Origin of the sequence: Listeria sp. LM90SB2, from assembly GCF_028867355.1 — a bacterium.
In the GTDB taxonomy this organism is placed as follows: domain Bacteria; phylum Bacillota; class Bacilli; order Lactobacillales; family Listeriaceae; genus Listeria; species Listeria monocytogenes_B.
In genome coordinates this window covers 1,558,593-1,573,875 of sequence record NZ_CP046449.1, presented here as the reverse complement: position 1 = coordinate 1,573,875, position 15,283 = coordinate 1,558,593, and the positions used below count along the sequence as shown (strand labels likewise).

The following is a 15,283-nucleotide window of genomic DNA, read 5'->3' as shown; positions in this document are numbered from 1 at the left end:
TGCTTATGCTATCATTTTACTGTTATGTTTGTAGCGCACCAAGCTACAACCGCACAGAGCTGGGTCAAGTATTTACTTCGTGTAAATCCCCTGTGATGGCGAGTCTTAGTATATGAGGAGGTGCAAGTATGTACGCAATTATTGAAACAGGTGGGAAACAAATCAAAGTAGAAGCAGGCCAAGAGATCTATGTTGAGAAATTAGCAGGTGAAGTTGGTGATGTTGTTACTTTTGACAAAGTTCTATTCGTAGGTGGAGATTCCGCTAAAGTTGGCGTTCCATTCGTGGAAGGCGCAACTGTAACAGCTAAAGTTGAAAAACAAGGCCGTGCGAAGAAATTGACAGTTTATAAATATAAACCGAAAAAGAACTACCACAAAAAACAAGGTCATCGTCAACCTTACACAAAATTAACTATTGATGCTATCAATGCTTAATTTGAAAGGACGAAAACAATGATTCAAGTCGATGTTATGCGAGAAGACAACCAAATAATTTCTTTTACAATGAGTGGACACGCCGATTTTGCCGAACATGGCAGTGATTTGGTATGTGCAGGAGCATCCTCTATTGCTTTTGGAATGGTGAATGCTATTTCGGAAGTACGTGATTTTGAGCCTGTAATAGAAGAGTCGGAGGGTTACCTTTACTATTCTGTGCCTGCTGATTATGTTGGAGATGACGTGGTGCAAATCTTGCTTACAGGGATGGAAAATCAACTAAGGTCATTAGCGTACAGCTATCCTGATCATATAAAAATTAACTCCAAATAGGAGGTGGAATTTCATGTTAAAATTTGATATTCAACATTTTGCGCACAAAAAGGGTGGCGGTTCGACTTCTAACGGACGTGACTCTGAATCAAAACGTTTAGGTGCAAAACGTGCGGACGGACAATTTGTTACTGGTGGATCTATCCTTTACCGTCAACGTGGTACTAAAATCTATCCAGGAACTAACGTAGGACGTGGCGGCGATGATACTTTATTCGCTAAAACTGACGGCGTTGTACGTTTCGAACGTATGGGACGCGACAAGAAAAAAGTTAGCGTTTATCCTGAAGTACAAGAAGCTTAAATACAAATTCAAAACCGTCACTTGTGGCGGTTTTTTTGTGTTTTCATCTTTGTGAATTAATTTCTTTTAAAAAGGGTTATAACTCTCGTGAATTGGGGTAAATGTAAAGAGGCAGATGAAGAGACATTGTGAAAAATAGGACAAGTCGTTTGATTGACAGCGTTTTCTTGATATGATTAAATAGACTCAAGTTAATTAAAATGTCAGGAGAAGAGATGACAATCGAAACGATGCAAGGGTACTAGTGTGCCTACGTTTTGATTGTCATTCTTTTTTTGAAGTTAATTGATAATCGGAATGTAAGGGGACTAGTAAGTGTTAAAATTCCGGTGATACAAATAAGCAAGAAGAAGGAGTTGGAAAAGATGATTGACACAAGTTTAGCAACACAATTTCTAGGTGAAGTTATTGGTACGGCTATCCTAATTATTTTAGGTGCTGGTGTCGTAGCAGGTGTTTCACTGAAAAGATCTAAAGCGGAGAATGGCGGCTGGGTCGTTATTACTTTAGCTTGGGGGCTAGGTGTTACAATGGGTGTATATGTTTCAGGATATATGAGTATGGCCCATCTTAACCCTGCTGTAACTATTGGTATGGCGCTTGCAGGTGCTTTCCCGTGGAATTACGTATTGCCATATATTCTTGCTCAGTTTATCGGAGCATTTATTGGGGCAACGCTAATATGGTTACATTACTATCCTCACTGGAAACAAACAGAAGACAAACCAACAAAACTAGGTGTTTTTGCAACGGCGCCAGCTATTCGCCATTTTACATCTAACTTTTTTGGTGAAGCATTAGGTACTTTTATTTTAGTATTTGGATTACTATCACTAGGTGCAAATTCTTTTTCAGATGGATTAAATCCACTTGTTGTCGGCGCATTAATCGTAGCTATCGGGATGTCTCTTGGTGGAACTACTGGTTATGCCATCAACCCAGCTCGTGACCTTGGACCGAGAATTGCGCATTTTGTTTGGCCGATTTCTGGCAAAGGTGGATCTGATTGGGGTTACTCATGGGTTCCAGTTATTGGACCAATCATGGGCGGTGCATTAGGTGCTTTAGGGTATAATGCCATTATTAACGGAGAACTAGGAATGTGGTTCTGGGTGTTCGCAGTATTATTTGTTTTAATTCTTATTTTAACGATGCAACTCGATAAGAAAAAAGATTTAGCATAAGCTAGAATAATAACTAGCTCCAAGCGAAGGTCTTCGGGCTTTCGTTGTACTTAAAACTAGAGGAGGAATTTTACATGGAAAAGAAATATATTTTAGCACTGGATCAAGGAACAACGAGTTCAAGAGCGATGATTATTGACGAAGAAGGAGAAGTAATTGGCGTTGCACAAGAAGAATTTGATCAAATTTTTCCTAAACCAGGTTGGGTTGAACATAATGCCAATGAAATCTGGGCTTCGATTTTAGCTGTTATTGCAGGCGTATTACTCAAAACAAATATTTCTTCTAAAGAAATTGCTGGGATTGGTATTACAAACCAACGTGAAACTACTGTTATTTGGGATAAAGAAAGCGGAAATCCAATTTATAATGCGATTGTTTGGCAATCTCGTCAAACAGAAGATATTTGTAAACAATTACGTAAAGACGGCTATGAAGATACCATTCGTTCTAAAACTGGTCTTTTGATTGATCCGTATTTTGCGGGTACAAAAGCTCGCTGGATTCTCGACCATGTAGATGGTGCGCAAGAACGTGCTGAAAAAGGAGAACTTCTTTTCGGAACAATCGATACTTGGTTAGTTTGGAAATTAACTGGTGGTCGTGCTCATATTACAGATTATTCCAATGCTTCTCGGACACTTCTTTATAATATTTACGATTTAGAGTGGGATGATGAACTTCTAAAAATGCTTAATATCCCAAAAGCAATGTTACCTGAAGTTCGTCCTTCCTCTGAAGTGTATGCGGACACAGTGCCTTATCACTTCTTTGGTGAAGAAGTGCCGGTTGCAGGTATTGCTGGTGACCAACAAGCCGCTTTATTCGGACAAGGTTGTTTTGAAAAAGGGATGGCGAAAAATACTTATGGAACTGGTTGTTTCTTACTAATGAACACTGGGGAAAAAGCAGTCCGTTCTGAAAACGGCTTATTAACAACACTAGCTTGGGGAATTGATGGAAAAGTAGAATATGCACTTGAAGGTAGTATATTCGTTGCTGGTTCGGCTATTCAGTGGTTACGTGACGGGTTACGAATGGTTCGTCAATCAAGCGATTCTGAAAACTATGCGAGCCGGATTGAATCTAGTGATGGTGTATATGTTGTACCAGCATTCGTTGGTTTAGGCGCACCTTACTGGGATTCCGATGTTCGTGGTGCTGTTTTTGGATTAACTCGTGGTACCGAAAAAGAACAATTTATCCGTGCGACATTGGAATCTCTTGCTTATCAAACAAGAGACGTGCTTTATGCAATGGAACAAGATTCTGGTATTAGCTTAAAAACGTTACGTGTGGATGGCGGGGCTTCTGCTAATAACTTCTTAATGCAATTCCAATCCGATATTCTAGGCGTTCCGGTAGAACGTCCAGAAAACAAAGAAACAACCGTTCTAGGTGCGGCATTCTTAGCTGGACTTGCGGTAGGCGTTTGGAAAGACAAAAACGAAATTAAAAAACATTGGAAACTAGACAAACGTTTTGAAGTAGAAATGAAAGATGAACAAAGAGAAGATTTATATGAAGGTTGGCATAAAGCTGTCAAAGCTGCACAAGCCTTTAAATAAAATTTTAAGATGCGCCAAATGTGTAAAAGCATTTGGCGCTTTTTTGTTATGTAAAACAAATAAATATTTGGAAATAGAAATAAATATAGTGACAGATGTATAGTTTATTCGTTATAATGAAAGATAAGACTTTTAAGGAACGGGAGAATATAAAAATTATGTTTGTAGATCAGGTTAAGATATATGTAAAAGCTGGTAATGGTGGGGACGGTATGGTAGCATTCCGTCGCGAAAAATTTGTACCAAACGGTGGTCCTGCTGGCGGTGACGGTGGTAAAGGAGCAGACGTTGTATTTGTAGTAGATGAAGGTCTGCGTACATTGGTTGATTTCCGCTTTAAACGAATCTTTAAAGCAGAGCACGGCGAACATGGCATGAGTAAAAGTATGCATGGACGCGGCGCAGAAGATTTAGTTGTCAAAGTACCACAAGGAACCATTGTAAAAGATATTGATACGGGTGAGATTATTGCTGATTTAGTCGCACATGGTCAACGCGCAGTTATTGCAAAAGCTGGACGTGGCGGACGTGGTAACAAACGCTTTGCAACACCAGCAAATCCGGCTCCAGAACTTTCTGAAAACGGAGAACCTGGACAAGAACGAAATGTGCAATTAGAACTTAAAGTGTTAGCAGATGTTGGTTTAGTTGGTTTCCCAAGTGTCGGTAAATCAACCCTATTATCTGTTGTTTCTGCTGCGAGACCAAAAATCGCTGCGTATCACTTTACGACGATTGTTCCAAACTTAGGAATGGTTGACGCAGGAGATGGTCGTAGCTTTGTTATGGCCGATTTACCGGGTCTAATTGAAGGCGCTAGTCAAGGTGTTGGTTTAGGGCATCAATTCTTACGTCATATCGAAAGAACACGTGTTATCGTGCATGTCATTGATATGTCGGGCTCAGAAGGACGCGTTCCATACGAAGACTATATGGCTATCAATAATGAACTTGAACAGTACAACTTGCGCCTAATGGAACGTCCACAAATTATTGTAGCTAATAAAATGGATATGCCAGATGCAGAAGAAAATTTAAACGAATTTAAAACAAAAATTGCTGAAGATATTCCGGTATTCCCAATTTCTGCGGTAACAAAAACGGGACTTCGCGAATTACTTCTTGCTATTGCGGATAAATTAGAAACAACTCCAGAATTTCCACTTAATGAAATTTTGGAACAAGAAGACGAAGATACAGTTCTTTACAAATATGTTGCTGAAGAACCTGACTTCGAGATCTCTAGAGAGCCAGACGGTACTTTTGTACTAAGTGGTGCAAAAATTGAACGCTTATTCACGATGACAAACTTCGAGCGCGATGCATCTATTAGTCGTTTTGCTCGTCAGCTTCGTGCAATGGGTGTTGATGAGGCGCTTAGAAAACGTGGTGCTAAAGACGGCGATATCGTTCGCCTGCTTGATTATGAATTTGAATTTATGGATTAAATAAAGTGCTGCGCCAATTAGTTGGCGCACGCTTTTTTCCTAGCTACGATAAAAGGAGAGTTGAAAATGAAAATTGCTTATTTAGGCCCAGCAGCATCTTTTACACACGCGGCAGCAGCAAAGGCTTTTCCAAAAGAAGAGATGATAGCTAAGAGTACGATTCCAGATTGTATTATGGCAATTGAAAAGGAAGACGTGGATGTGGCTGTTGTTCCAATTGAAAATACGATTGAAGGAAGCGTAAATATCACGCTGGACTACTTATTTCATTTTTCAAGTGTCCCTGTAGTAGCGGAGATTGTTCTCCCGATTGCGCAACATTTAATGGTTCATCCAGCACACGTATCCGCTTGGAAATCAGTGCAAAAAGTAATGTCCCACCCACAAGCACTTGCCCAGTGTCATACATTTCTTCAAGCAGAATTATATGGAGTAGAGCGTGAAGTTACACCTTCTACAGCCTATGCTGCAAAATGGGTTAGTAATAATCCGACAGAACTTGTCGCAGCTATTGCACCACGCATGGCGGCGAATGAGTACGGGCTTGAAATCGTCAAAGAAAATGCGCAAGACTTGGAATTAAATCAAACAAGATTTTTTGTTTTAAGTCGTAAACCTGTTTCAATTTTATTACCAAAAGAAGAAGAAAAAACGTCTATTTCTGTTATTTTGCCTAACAATATGCCAGGTGCGTTACATAAAGTCTTATCTACGTTTGCTTGGCGGGATATTGATTTAAGTAAAATCGAATCAAGACCGCTTAAAACCTCATTAGGCGAGTACTTTTTCTTGATTGATGTACTTTCAGAAGGGAAAGAAACGCTCGTAACTAATGCGCTTGATGAAATAACACTTTTAGGTGGAACGGCAAATAAACTTGGAACTTATCACGTTCACCGCTTACAAACGACTTAAATAAAGAGTTATCGCAATTTTTTGCGGTAACTTTTTTATTGCGATTCCTCCCTTTTTACGTTAGAATTTGTAGGAGAAAAGCTTTACTAAATCTAAAAGGAGTGAAATATATGTCAGGACATTCAAAATGGAATAATATTCAAGGTAGAAAAAATGCACAAGATTCTAAGCGTTCCAAAGTATTCCAAAAATTAGCGAGAGAAATTTTTGTTGCAGCGAAAAAAGGTCCTGATCCGAATTTAAACCCGTCACTCCGATTAGTTATGGATAAAGCAAAAGCGGTCAACATGCCGAACGATAATATTAAGCGAGCTATTGATAAAGCTGCTGGTAATACGAGTGGCGAAAATTATGATGAAGTAACCTATGAAGGATATGCGCCGGGAGGAATTGCGGTTCTTGTCCATGCGCTTACAGATAATAAAAATCGTACGAGCACCAATGTTCGTGTAGCTTTTAATAAAAACGGTGGAAGTCTTGGTGAAACCGGTAGTGTGAGCTATATGTTTGATCGTAAAGGTTATCTTGTTATTTTACGCGAAGGTTTAGATGTGGACGAAGAGGAATTCATGCTGGAGGCTATTGAAGCAGGGGCAGATGATGTGGAAGTAAGCGAAGATGTATTTGAAATTTTTACTGATCCGGCTACTTTTCCGGAAGTGAAAGAGGCTTTGCAAGAAGCCGGGTACACTTTTGCTACTGCTGAATTATCCATGTTTCCAACGGTTTATAATGAAGTTGCAGAAAATAATCAAACACAATTTGATAAAATGTTAGAAGCACTTGAAGATGATGATGACGTGCAAGAAGTTTATACGAACGCAGAGATAAATTAAGTCAACACACCCCTTTTTCGGACAATTTGAATAGGGGTGTTTTATATGAATCACTAGGAGGAAGAAAATATGAAACCGCGTAAAGTAATGATAATTGGAGCTGGAAATGTAGGAACAGCTGCAGCACACGCATTTGTTAATCAAAAATTTGTGGAAGAGTTAATTCTTGTAGATTTAAATAAAGAACGTGTAGAAGGGAATCGGAAAGACTTGGCTGATGCAGCTGCATTTATGCCCGGTAAAATGGATATTACTGTTCGTGATGCGAGCGATTGTGCAGATGTAGATATCGCTGTAATCACTGTAACTGCTGGTCCTTTAAAAGAAGGACAAACTCGTTTAGACGAACTGAGAAGTACTTCAAGAATCGTTTCAAGCATTGTGCCCGAGATGATGAAAGGCGGGTTTAATGGTATTTTCTTAATCGCGACGAATCCGTGTGATATCATCACATACCAAGTGTGGAAATTGTCCGGTTTACCAAGAGAACGAGTACTCGGAACGGGGGTATGGCTTGATACAACAAGGTTACGCCGTTTACTCGCAGAAAAACTAGATATTGCTGCTCAAAGTATCGATGCTTTTATCCTTGGTGAGCACGGAGATTCTCAATTCCCCGTGTGGTCCCATTCATCTATTTATGGTAAACCAGTGAATGAATATAGTGTGGAAAAACTAGGCGAGGCACTAGATTTGAAACAAATAGGTGAAACTGCTCGGGATACTGGTTTTGAAATCTACCACCAAAAAGGCTGCACAGAATACGGCATAGGTGGTACGATTGTCGAGATTTGTCGCCATATATTTAGTGGGAGCCAGCGTGCTTTAACGGTGTCTTGTGTGCTCGATGGCGAATACGGAGAAAGTGGTCTAGCTATCGGAGTTCCAGCCGTTTTAAGTCAAAATGGTGTAAAAGAAATCATCTCTTTAAAATTAGATGAGAAAGAAAAAGAAGCATTTGCGAATTCTGTGGCGGTTATTAAAAAAAGTATTCAATCTATTTAAGGTGTCAATAATATTATTATGTAAACTAAATAAGCGTTTCTTTTATAAACAAAAACTAGTACAGACGTTCCGTTTTATGCTATCATATAATGTATGACGTGAAATGAAGAGAGGACGAATAAATTGTACGATTACATAAAAGGAACCGTTACGACGATTACACCCGAATATATTGTTGTCGAGGCAGGACAAATCGGCTATCAAATAATTACAGGAAACCCGTTTTCCTTTCAACGATTAGAAGGTACAGAAGCACAAGTCTTTTTGTATCAACATGTGCGGGAGGATAATATTTCTCTATTCGGTTTTCAAACAACAGAAGAACGTTATTTATTCAAAAAATTATTGAGTGTTTCGGGCATTGGACCAAAAAGCGCGCTAGCTATTATTGCTTCAGGCGATGTCGTTCCACTGATTTCTGCTATTGAATCCGAAGACGATGTTTATTTAACCAAATTTCCAAGCGTTGGTAAAAAAACAGCACGCCAAATCATTCTTGATTTGAAAGGCAAACTAGCTGATGTTGTCGCGAGCGAAATTGTTTATGTTGCTCCAGAAAACGATATGGTTGCTGGACTTTCTCCGCAATTAGAAGAAGCTGTATTAGCTTTAGAAGCGCTCGGTTATAGCACGCGAGAACTAAAAAAAGTAATACCAAAATTGTCAAAAGAAGAAGACCTAACAAGCGACGCATATATCAAGCTAGCACTACAATTAATGACAAAATAGAGAGGAGCTTGTGGCATGGATGAACGAATTATTTCAAGTGAAACGGTAGACGCAGAAGAAGTATCTTTTGAAACTAGTTTGCGGCCACAGAACCTTTCACAATATATTGGGCAAGACAAAGTAAAGAATAATTTAACAGTTTTTATAGAAGCTGCCACACTCCGGAATGAAGCCTTGGATCACGTGCTTTTATACGGACCTCCAGGGCTTGGTAAAACAACGCTTGCAATGGTTATTGCAGCTGAAATGGGGAGTCAAATTAAAACAACGAGTGGACCAGCAATTGAACGACCAGGTGACTTGGCGACAATTTTAACAAGCCTTGAGCCAGGGGATGTTTTATTTATTGATGAAATCCATCGTTTATCGAGAGCGATTGAAGAAATTTTATATCCGGCAATGGAAGATTATTGTTTGGATATTGTGATTGGAACAGGTCCAACTGCGCGCTCTGTTCGTCTAGACTTACCACCATTTACATTGATTGGAGCTACCACACGAGCGGGACTTTTATCGGCACCACTCAGAGATCGTTTTGGCGTAATTGACCACTTGGAATTTTATACAGAAGAGCAGTTAACAGAAATTGTACTCAGAACTTCGAATATATTAGATACAAAGATTGATGATCTTGGTGCACGTGAAATAGCTAGACGTTCAAGAGGAACCCCACGGATTGCCAATCGTTTATTAAAACGGGTACGTGATTTCGCGCAAGTTCGAGGAAACGGAACGGTAACAGAAAAGCTAGCGAAAGAAGCACTTACTTTGCTTCAAGTAGATCCAAGAGGATTAGATACCATTGACCAAAAATTGCTCCACACAATTATCCAATCATTTAGAGGCGGTCCAGTTGGACTGGATACAATCGCTGCAAGTATTGGAGAAGAACGAGAAACCATTGAAGATATGCAAGAACCATATTTACTACAAATCGGTTTTCTACAAAGGACGCCGCGCGGAAGAATCGCAACTGAAACGGCGTATAACCATTTAGGAATAAGTTATGAAAAAGAGGTATAAAGCATGAAAGTAGAAGATTTCGATTTTGATTTACCAGAAGAATTAATCGCACAAACCCCACTATTAGACCGGACTTCAAGCCGGCTAATGGTGCTTGATAAAAAGTCAGGTGACATAAAAGACCAACATTTCACTGATATTATCAGCTATTTAAACGAAGGGGATGCACTAGTATTAAATGACACACGTGTTCTCCCAGCAAGGCTGCATGGTATTAAAGATGAAACTGGCGCGCACATTGAAGTGCTCCTTTTGAAACAAAAAGAAGGCAATGCATGGGAAACTTTAGTAAAACCTGCCAAAAGAATTCGAAAAGGTGCTACCATTACTTTTGGTGATGGTGCTTTAAAAGCGATTTGCTTGGAAGAGCTCGAGCATGGTGGTCGGATTTTAGAATTTTCTTATGAAGGCATTTTTTATGAAGTTTTAGAACAACTTGGCGAGATGCCACTTCCACCATACATTAAAGAACAACTTGCTGATCAGGATCGTTATCAAACCGTCTATGCGAAAGAGAATGGTTCAGCAGCAGCGCCGACAGCGGGCCTTCATTTTACAGAAGATTTACTGGCGAAAATTAGCGCAAAAGGTGTAGAAATCATTTTCGTGACGCTTCATGTAGGGCTCGGAACATTCCGCCCAGTGGACGTAGAAGATACTACCAATCATAAAATGCATTCTGAATTTTATCGTTTAACAGAAGAATCTGCTGAGCGAATTAATAAAATCAAAGCACAAGGCGGAAAAGTTGTTGCAGTTGGAACGACTTCTATCCGAACATTAGAAACAATTGCGAGTCGTCATGACGGCAAACTAGTGGCTGAATCAGGTTGGACAGAGATCTTCATTTCCCCAGGGTATACTTTTCAGGCAGTAGATGCACTAATAACGAATTTCCATTTACCAAAATCAACATTAATTATGCTCGTGTCTGCTTTATCGGACCGCACGAAAATTTTAGCAGCCTATAATCATGCTGTAGAAGAACAATATCGCTTCTTTAGTTTTGGCGATGCCATGTTTATTCATTAAATTGCGAAAAAATTAATAGAAAAGCTTGTTTTCATTGGTAATTTTCGTTATGCTAGTGAATAGAGTAAATAAGAAAGAGGTAACACATGTCTGCCATTCGTTATGAACTAATTAAAACAGATAAACAAACAGGTGCTCGTCTTGGTAAAATCCATACACCGCACGGCACATTTGATACACCTATGTTTATGCCAGTTGGCACGCTTGCGACGGTAAAAACAATGTCACCCGAAGAATTAAAAGCCATGGGTGCAGGTATTATTTTAAGCAATACGTATCATTTATGGTTGCGTCCTGGAGAAGAACTTATCCGAGAAGCGGGCGGACTACATAAATTTATGAACTGGGATCAACCAATCTTAACGGATTCAGGTGGTTTTCAGGTGTTTAGTTTGAGTAAAATGCGTGATATCAAAGAAGAAGGCGTTCATTTCCGTAACCATTTAAACGGAGACAAACTTTTCCTATCACCAGAAAAAGCGATTCAAATTCAAAATGCGCTTGGATCTGACATCATGATGAGTTTTGACGAATGTCCACCATATCCAGCGTCGCATGAATATATGAAGAAATCAGTAGAAAGAACATCTCGCTGGGCTGAACGTGGCTTAAAAGCGCACGTTAGACCAGAAGACCAAGGTTTGTTCGGTATCGTCCAAGGTGGAGCTTACGAAGATTTACGTGCGCAAAGTGCGAAAGATCTGGTATCTCTAGATTTCCCTGGATACTCAATTGGTGGATTGTCTGTTGGTGAACCAAAAGACGTGATGAATCGCGTTTTGGAACACACGACACCACTACTACCAGCTAATAAACCACGTTATCTAATGGGAGTAGGTTCGCCTGACTCATTGATTGATGGCGTAATTCGAGGAGTGGACATGTTTGATTGTGTTCTTCCCACACGTATTGCACGAAATGGTACTTGTATGACATCTAGTGGTCGCTTAGTTATTAAAAATGCTAAGTTTACCCATGATTTCCGTCCAATTGATGAAAATTGTGACTGTTATACTTGTAAAAATTACTCACGTGCATACATTCGACACTTGATTCGTTGTGAGGAAACATTTGGAATTCGACTTACAACTTATCATAATCTTCATTTTCTGTTAAACTTAATGAAGCAAGTTCGTGGCGCTATTATGGAAGATCGTCTTGCTGATTTTAGGGAAGAATTTTTTGAGCAATATGGATTCAATCGTCCTGATGCAAAAAATTTCTAAATATATATAAAGTATCGAAAGGAGTTGGAAAATATGGGCGGTATTGTAACATTTATACCAATTATCTTGATGATCGTTTTGTTTTACTTCTTATTAATCAGACCTCAACAAAAACGTCAAAAAGAAGTACAAAATATGCAAAGTAGTTTAGCAAAAGGTGATAAAATTATTACTATTGGTGGACTTCACGGTATTGTTGAAGCAATTGAAGATGGCACAGTCATTTTGAAATGCGGAAACAGCAAATTAACTTTTGACCGTAACGCAATCAGAACTGTACTTGAAAAAGGTAATGCAGTTTCTAATCCAGTTGTAGCAGAAACAACTTCTGATGACACTGAAGTTGTAGAAGACAACAAATAATACTTGAAATAAAAATGCCATTTCCCTTTAAACGGTGAAATGGCATTTTTTAACCATAAAAATAGAGCTTATACTTCCCATTTAAGCTTTTTTTAGATAAAATGGGAATATGCTTATTGTTTAAGAAAGGGGACGACTTGATATGGATACATTTTCGGAATGGTATGAAGATTTAGCGCCAGCGATTTCAATAAAAGTGGAAGATTTTCATATTTTAGGTTACCGAGAAATCAAGGCAAGCCACATTTGGGCATTTTTAACAGAAGAAAAGTGGAAGAATGAACCAACCCCTGCTTTGCATGAACGTATAAATGATGTTATGCAAATGAATATTGGACAATTAATGCAATTTATTATGACAACAGCTGAACAAGAATCTAATAACCATGTTTCTCAAGCAGATAGTATGCTTCAACCAAATGTGGAAGATTAACAGCCTGTTAGCAAATGCTTGGGTTTCATACATAAAATAGAAGTATTTGTTGTTAGACTGGGATTTGTTATGGTTTAGATGAGGGAGGAACGAAACAGAAATGGTAAAAAAGAGTAAGATAGTTATTTTCTTTCTAGTAGTTGCAATTATCTTTGGTGCTGTATTTGGTACCGCAAAAATGGTTATGCAAAACATCAACCTAGGCTTGGATCTTCAAGGGGGATTCGAAGTTCTATATGAAGTTTCACCAGCTGATGGCAAAGGAACTGTATCCAAACAAACATTGACAGATACGGTAACTTCACTCGACAAGCGTATCAATTCATTAGGTGTAGCTGAACCAAGTATTCAAATCGAAGGGGATAACCGTATTCGTGTTCAACTTGCTGGGGTAACTGACCAGGAAGAAGCACGAAAAATGCTATCAACCACAGCCCAATTATCATTTAGAGATGCAAATGACAAGATGATGATGAATGGTAGTGACTTAGTTGCGGGCGGTGCCAAACAAGCTTTCGATTCAAGCAACAACCCAATCGTTACGCTAAAACTAAAAAGTGCAGATAAATTTGCTAGTGTAACAAAAACAATACTAGCGGAAGCGCCTGACAATCAATTAGTTATTTGGTTAGATTGGAAAGAAGGACAAAAATACAAAACAGAACGCGAGAAGAAAGACCCAGCTTACTTATCAGCACCAAACGTTAGTAGCGTGCTTGATACAGATAAAGTAGAAATTTCCGGAAGTTTCACAACGGAAGAAGCAAAAGATTTAGCTGATTTGCTAAACTCTGGTGCACTCCCTGTTAAAATGAAAGAAGTTTACTCGACATCTGTTGGTGCTCAATTTGGGCAAGATGCGTTACAAGAAACAATTTTAGCTGGTATTATTGGGGTCATTGCTATCTTTATTTTCATGATGGCAGTTTACCGTTTACCAGGCGTTATTGCTTGTATCACTTTAGTTGCATACACTTATTTAGTACTATTAATACTGAGTCTGCTTAACGCAACACTTACTTTACCAGGGATTGCAGGTTTGATTCTGGGGATAGGTATGGCTGTTGACGCGAACGTAATAACCTACGAGCGGATAAAAGAAGAAATCAAAGTCGGTAGGTCGACGAAAGCGGCTTTTGAGGTCGGCGGTAAAGAAGCATTCCGTGCGATTTTAGATGGTAACTTGACGACACTTATCGTAGCTGCGGTTCTCTTCTACTTTGGAACAAGCTCCATCAAAGGTTTTGCTACGGTTCTAATCATTAGTATTTTAGTCAGCTTCTTGACAGCCGTTTGGGGATCAAGATTCTTATTAGGCTTATTAGTGAAAAGTAATTGGCTTAACAATAAACCAGGATTCTTTGCAGTTAAACGAAAAGATATTCATAATTTACATGAGGGAATTAATAGCTTTAGCTTAAAAACACACTTTGATCGCTTTGATTTTGTAAAACATCATCGTCTGTTCTTATCTATTTTTGCTGCAATTGTTATTGTCGGTATTGTTATTCTCTCCATATTTAGGCTAAATCTAGGTATTGACTTTGCCAGTGGGACACGAGCGGAAGTAACAGCTAATCAAACGCTGACAGAAACGCAAATTAAGAAAGATTTAGATGCGATTGATATGCCATCGGATGATATTGTTTTCCAAGGATCAGGGTCTAAAACAGCCGTTGTTTCTTATAAAGGGACATTATCACAAAATGATGTAGCTAAATTTAAAAACTATTTTGAGGACAAGTATAAGCACGAACCAAGCATTAGTACCGTTTCACCAACTGTCGGTAAAGAACTTGCCAAAAATGGCTTCTGGGCACTCGGTGTGGCGTCTGTGCTGATTGTACTTTATATTGCAGTCCGGTTTGAATTTTATATGGGTATTGCGGCGATTCTGTCCTTACTATTCGACGCATTTATCATCTTCATATTCTTCAGTGTAACAAGGCTGGAGGTTGACTTAACCTTCATTGCCGCGGTGCTGACGGTTATCGGTTATTCCATTAATGACACGATAGTCACCGCCGACCGGATACGGGATATTAGTATGAAGATGCAACGTTTCAAAACGAAAGAAGAAATTGCGAATGCGGTTAATAAAGCATTACGCCAAACATTCACTCGTTCAATTAATACCATTTTAACGGTTATTTTCACCGTACTTGCACTTGTACTATTTGGTAGTGAGTCTATTCTGAACTTCTCCATCGCCTTACTTGTTGGACTTGTTTCGAGTGTATTCTCCTCCATCTTTATGGCAATGCAATTGTGGTACGTATTCAAAGCACGACAACTACGAAAAAAAGGCCCAATTAGCACAGTTAAAAAGAAAAAACCACGTAATAACGGGCAACCTGTCGTATAAAAACGAACGGCCGAATTTCATAAAAAGAGATTCGGTCGTTTTTAATAGCCTAGAAACGGGTAAATAATAAGATAATTGT

Annotated in this window: 16 protein-coding genes and 1 other annotated feature; all 16 genes read left to right on the top strand. The window is 39.0% G+C overall.

Annotated elements, in window-relative coordinates; genetic code table 11:
- The first annotated feature begins 37 nt into the window (after positions 1 to 37).
- Positions 38 to 116: a sequence feature (ribosomal protein L21 leader region), on the top strand.
- Positions 117 to 128: 12 nt separating this feature from the next.
- The 16 genes from rplU (at position 129) to secDF (ending at position 15,204) form a co-directional block, all read left to right on the top strand.
- The gene (gene rplU / locus GL301_RS07825) at positions 129 to 437 is read left to right on the top strand and encodes a 50S ribosomal protein L21 (RefSeq protein WP_003726868.1); all 309 of its coding nucleotides are present in this window, start codon (positions 129 to 131) and stop codon (positions 435 to 437) included.
- Between the two features lie 18 nt (positions 438 to 455).
- Positions 456 to 773 carry a ribosomal-processing cysteine protease Prp gene (locus GL301_RS07820; RefSeq protein WP_003726867.1) on the top strand — a complete coding sequence of 106 codons (318 nt, stop codon included), beginning with the start codon at positions 456 to 458 and terminating at the stop codon, positions 771 to 773.
- Positions 774 to 786: 13 nt separating this feature from the next.
- Entirely contained in the window at positions 787 to 1,077 is a 291-nt protein-coding gene (rpmA, locus tag GL301_RS07815; RefSeq protein ID WP_003726866.1) for a 50S ribosomal protein L27, read from the top strand.
- Positions 1,078 to 1,442: 365 nt separating this feature from the next.
- Positions 1,443 to 2,261, top strand: coding sequence for an MIP/aquaporin family protein (locus tag GL301_RS07810; protein WP_003727395.1), 819 nt, complete (start codon positions 1,443 to 1,445; stop codon positions 2,259 to 2,261).
- Positions 2,262 to 2,335: 74 nt separating this feature from the next.
- The gene (gene glpK, locus GL301_RS07805) at positions 2,336 to 3,829 is read left to right on the top strand and encodes a glycerol kinase GlpK (protein ID WP_003726648.1); all 1,494 of its coding nucleotides are present in this window, start codon (positions 2,336 to 2,338) and stop codon (positions 3,827 to 3,829) included.
- 158 nt (positions 3,830 to 3,987) lie between these two features.
- Entirely contained in the window at positions 3,988 to 5,277 is a 1,290-nt protein-coding gene (gene obgE / locus GL301_RS07800; RefSeq protein ID WP_003724114.1) for a GTPase ObgE, read from the top strand.
- A 66-nt stretch (positions 5,278 to 5,343) separates the two neighbouring features.
- Positions 5,344 to 6,192, top strand: a complete 849-nt coding sequence (pheA, locus tag GL301_RS07795; protein WP_003726647.1) for a prephenate dehydratase — start codon at positions 5,344 to 5,346, stop codon at positions 6,190 to 6,192.
- Between the two features lie 110 nt (positions 6,193 to 6,302).
- Positions 6,303 to 7,028 (top strand): YebC/PmpR family DNA-binding transcriptional regulator, encoded by a 726-nt coding sequence (locus GL301_RS07790; protein WP_003726646.1) that lies wholly within the window; start codon positions 6,303 to 6,305, stop codon positions 7,026 to 7,028.
- A 69-nt stretch (positions 7,029 to 7,097) separates the two neighbouring features.
- Positions 7,098 to 8,033, top strand: coding sequence for an L-lactate dehydrogenase (locus tag GL301_RS07785; RefSeq protein WP_003726645.1), 936 nt, complete (start codon positions 7,098 to 7,100; stop codon positions 8,031 to 8,033).
- A gap of 123 nt (positions 8,034 to 8,156) precedes the next feature.
- A complete protein-coding gene (gene ruvA / locus GL301_RS07780; RefSeq protein WP_003726644.1) occupies positions 8,157 to 8,762 on the top strand; it encodes a Holliday junction branch migration protein RuvA in 606 nt (201 codons plus the stop codon).
- A 15-nt stretch (positions 8,763 to 8,777) separates the two neighbouring features.
- Positions 8,778 to 9,785, top strand: a complete 1,008-nt coding sequence (ruvB, locus tag GL301_RS07775) for a Holliday junction branch migration DNA helicase RuvB (RefSeq protein WP_003727396.1) — start codon at positions 8,778 to 8,780, stop codon at positions 9,783 to 9,785.
- Between the two features lie 3 nt (positions 9,786 to 9,788).
- Complete coding sequence (gene queA, locus GL301_RS07770) at positions 9,789 to 10,817, top strand: tRNA preQ1(34) S-adenosylmethionine ribosyltransferase-isomerase QueA (RefSeq protein WP_003731160.1); 1,029 nt, start codon at positions 9,789 to 9,791, stop codon at positions 10,815 to 10,817.
- Between the two features lie 86 nt (positions 10,818 to 10,903).
- Entirely contained in the window at positions 10,904 to 12,043 is a 1,140-nt protein-coding gene (gene tgt, locus GL301_RS07765; protein ID WP_003723534.1) for a tRNA guanosine(34) transglycosylase Tgt, read from the top strand.
- Between the two features lie 33 nt (positions 12,044 to 12,076).
- Positions 12,077 to 12,406, top strand: coding sequence for a preprotein translocase subunit YajC (gene yajC / locus GL301_RS07760; protein WP_003723533.1), 330 nt, complete (start codon positions 12,077 to 12,079; stop codon positions 12,404 to 12,406).
- A 142-nt stretch (positions 12,407 to 12,548) separates the two neighbouring features.
- Positions 12,549 to 12,839 carry a post-transcriptional regulator gene (locus GL301_RS07755; RefSeq protein ID WP_003726595.1) on the top strand — a complete coding sequence of 97 codons (291 nt, stop codon included), beginning with the start codon at positions 12,549 to 12,551 and terminating at the stop codon, positions 12,837 to 12,839.
- A gap of 100 nt (positions 12,840 to 12,939) precedes the next feature.
- Entirely contained in the window at positions 12,940 to 15,204 is a 2,265-nt protein-coding gene (gene secDF / locus GL301_RS07750; protein WP_003734333.1) for a protein translocase subunit SecDF, read from the top strand.
- The last annotated feature ends 79 nt before the right edge of the window (positions 15,205 to 15,283 follow it).

Coding starts and splice junctions, on each gene's coding strand:
- obgE (WP_003724114.1), top strand. CDS start 3,988: ATGTTTGTAGATCAGGTTAAGATATATGTAAAAGCTGGTAATGGTGGG.
- GL301_RS07785 (WP_003726645.1), top strand. CDS start 7,098: ATGAAACCGCGTAAAGTAATGATAATTGGAGCTGGAAATGTAGGAACA.
- GL301_RS07810 (WP_003727395.1), top strand. CDS start 1,443: ATGATTGACACAAGTTTAGCAACACAATTTCTAGGTGAAGTTATTGGT.
- secDF (WP_003734333.1), top strand. CDS start 12,940: ATGGTAAAAAAGAGTAAGATAGTTATTTTCTTTCTAGTAGTTGCAATT.
- glpK (WP_003726648.1), top strand. CDS start 2,336: ATGGAAAAGAAATATATTTTAGCACTGGATCAAGGAACAACGAGTTCA.
- rplU (WP_003726868.1), top strand. CDS start 129: ATGTACGCAATTATTGAAACAGGTGGGAAACAAATCAAAGTAGAAGCA.
- pheA (WP_003726647.1), top strand. CDS start 5,344: ATGAAAATTGCTTATTTAGGCCCAGCAGCATCTTTTACACACGCGGCA.
- queA (WP_003731160.1), top strand. CDS start 9,789: ATGAAAGTAGAAGATTTCGATTTTGATTTACCAGAAGAATTAATCGCA.
- GL301_RS07790 (WP_003726646.1), top strand. CDS start 6,303: ATGTCAGGACATTCAAAATGGAATAATATTCAAGGTAGAAAAAATGCA.
- rpmA (WP_003726866.1), top strand. CDS start 787: ATGTTAAAATTTGATATTCAACATTTTGCGCACAAAAAGGGTGGCGGT.
- tgt (WP_003723534.1), top strand. CDS start 10,904: ATGTCTGCCATTCGTTATGAACTAATTAAAACAGATAAACAAACAGGT.
- yajC (WP_003723533.1), top strand. CDS start 12,077: ATGGGCGGTATTGTAACATTTATACCAATTATCTTGATGATCGTTTTG.
- GL301_RS07755 (WP_003726595.1), top strand. CDS start 12,549: ATGGATACATTTTCGGAATGGTATGAAGATTTAGCGCCAGCGATTTCA.
- GL301_RS07820 (WP_003726867.1), top strand. CDS start 456: ATGATTCAAGTCGATGTTATGCGAGAAGACAACCAAATAATTTCTTTT.
- ruvB (WP_003727396.1), top strand. CDS start 8,778: ATGGATGAACGAATTATTTCAAGTGAAACGGTAGACGCAGAAGAAGTA.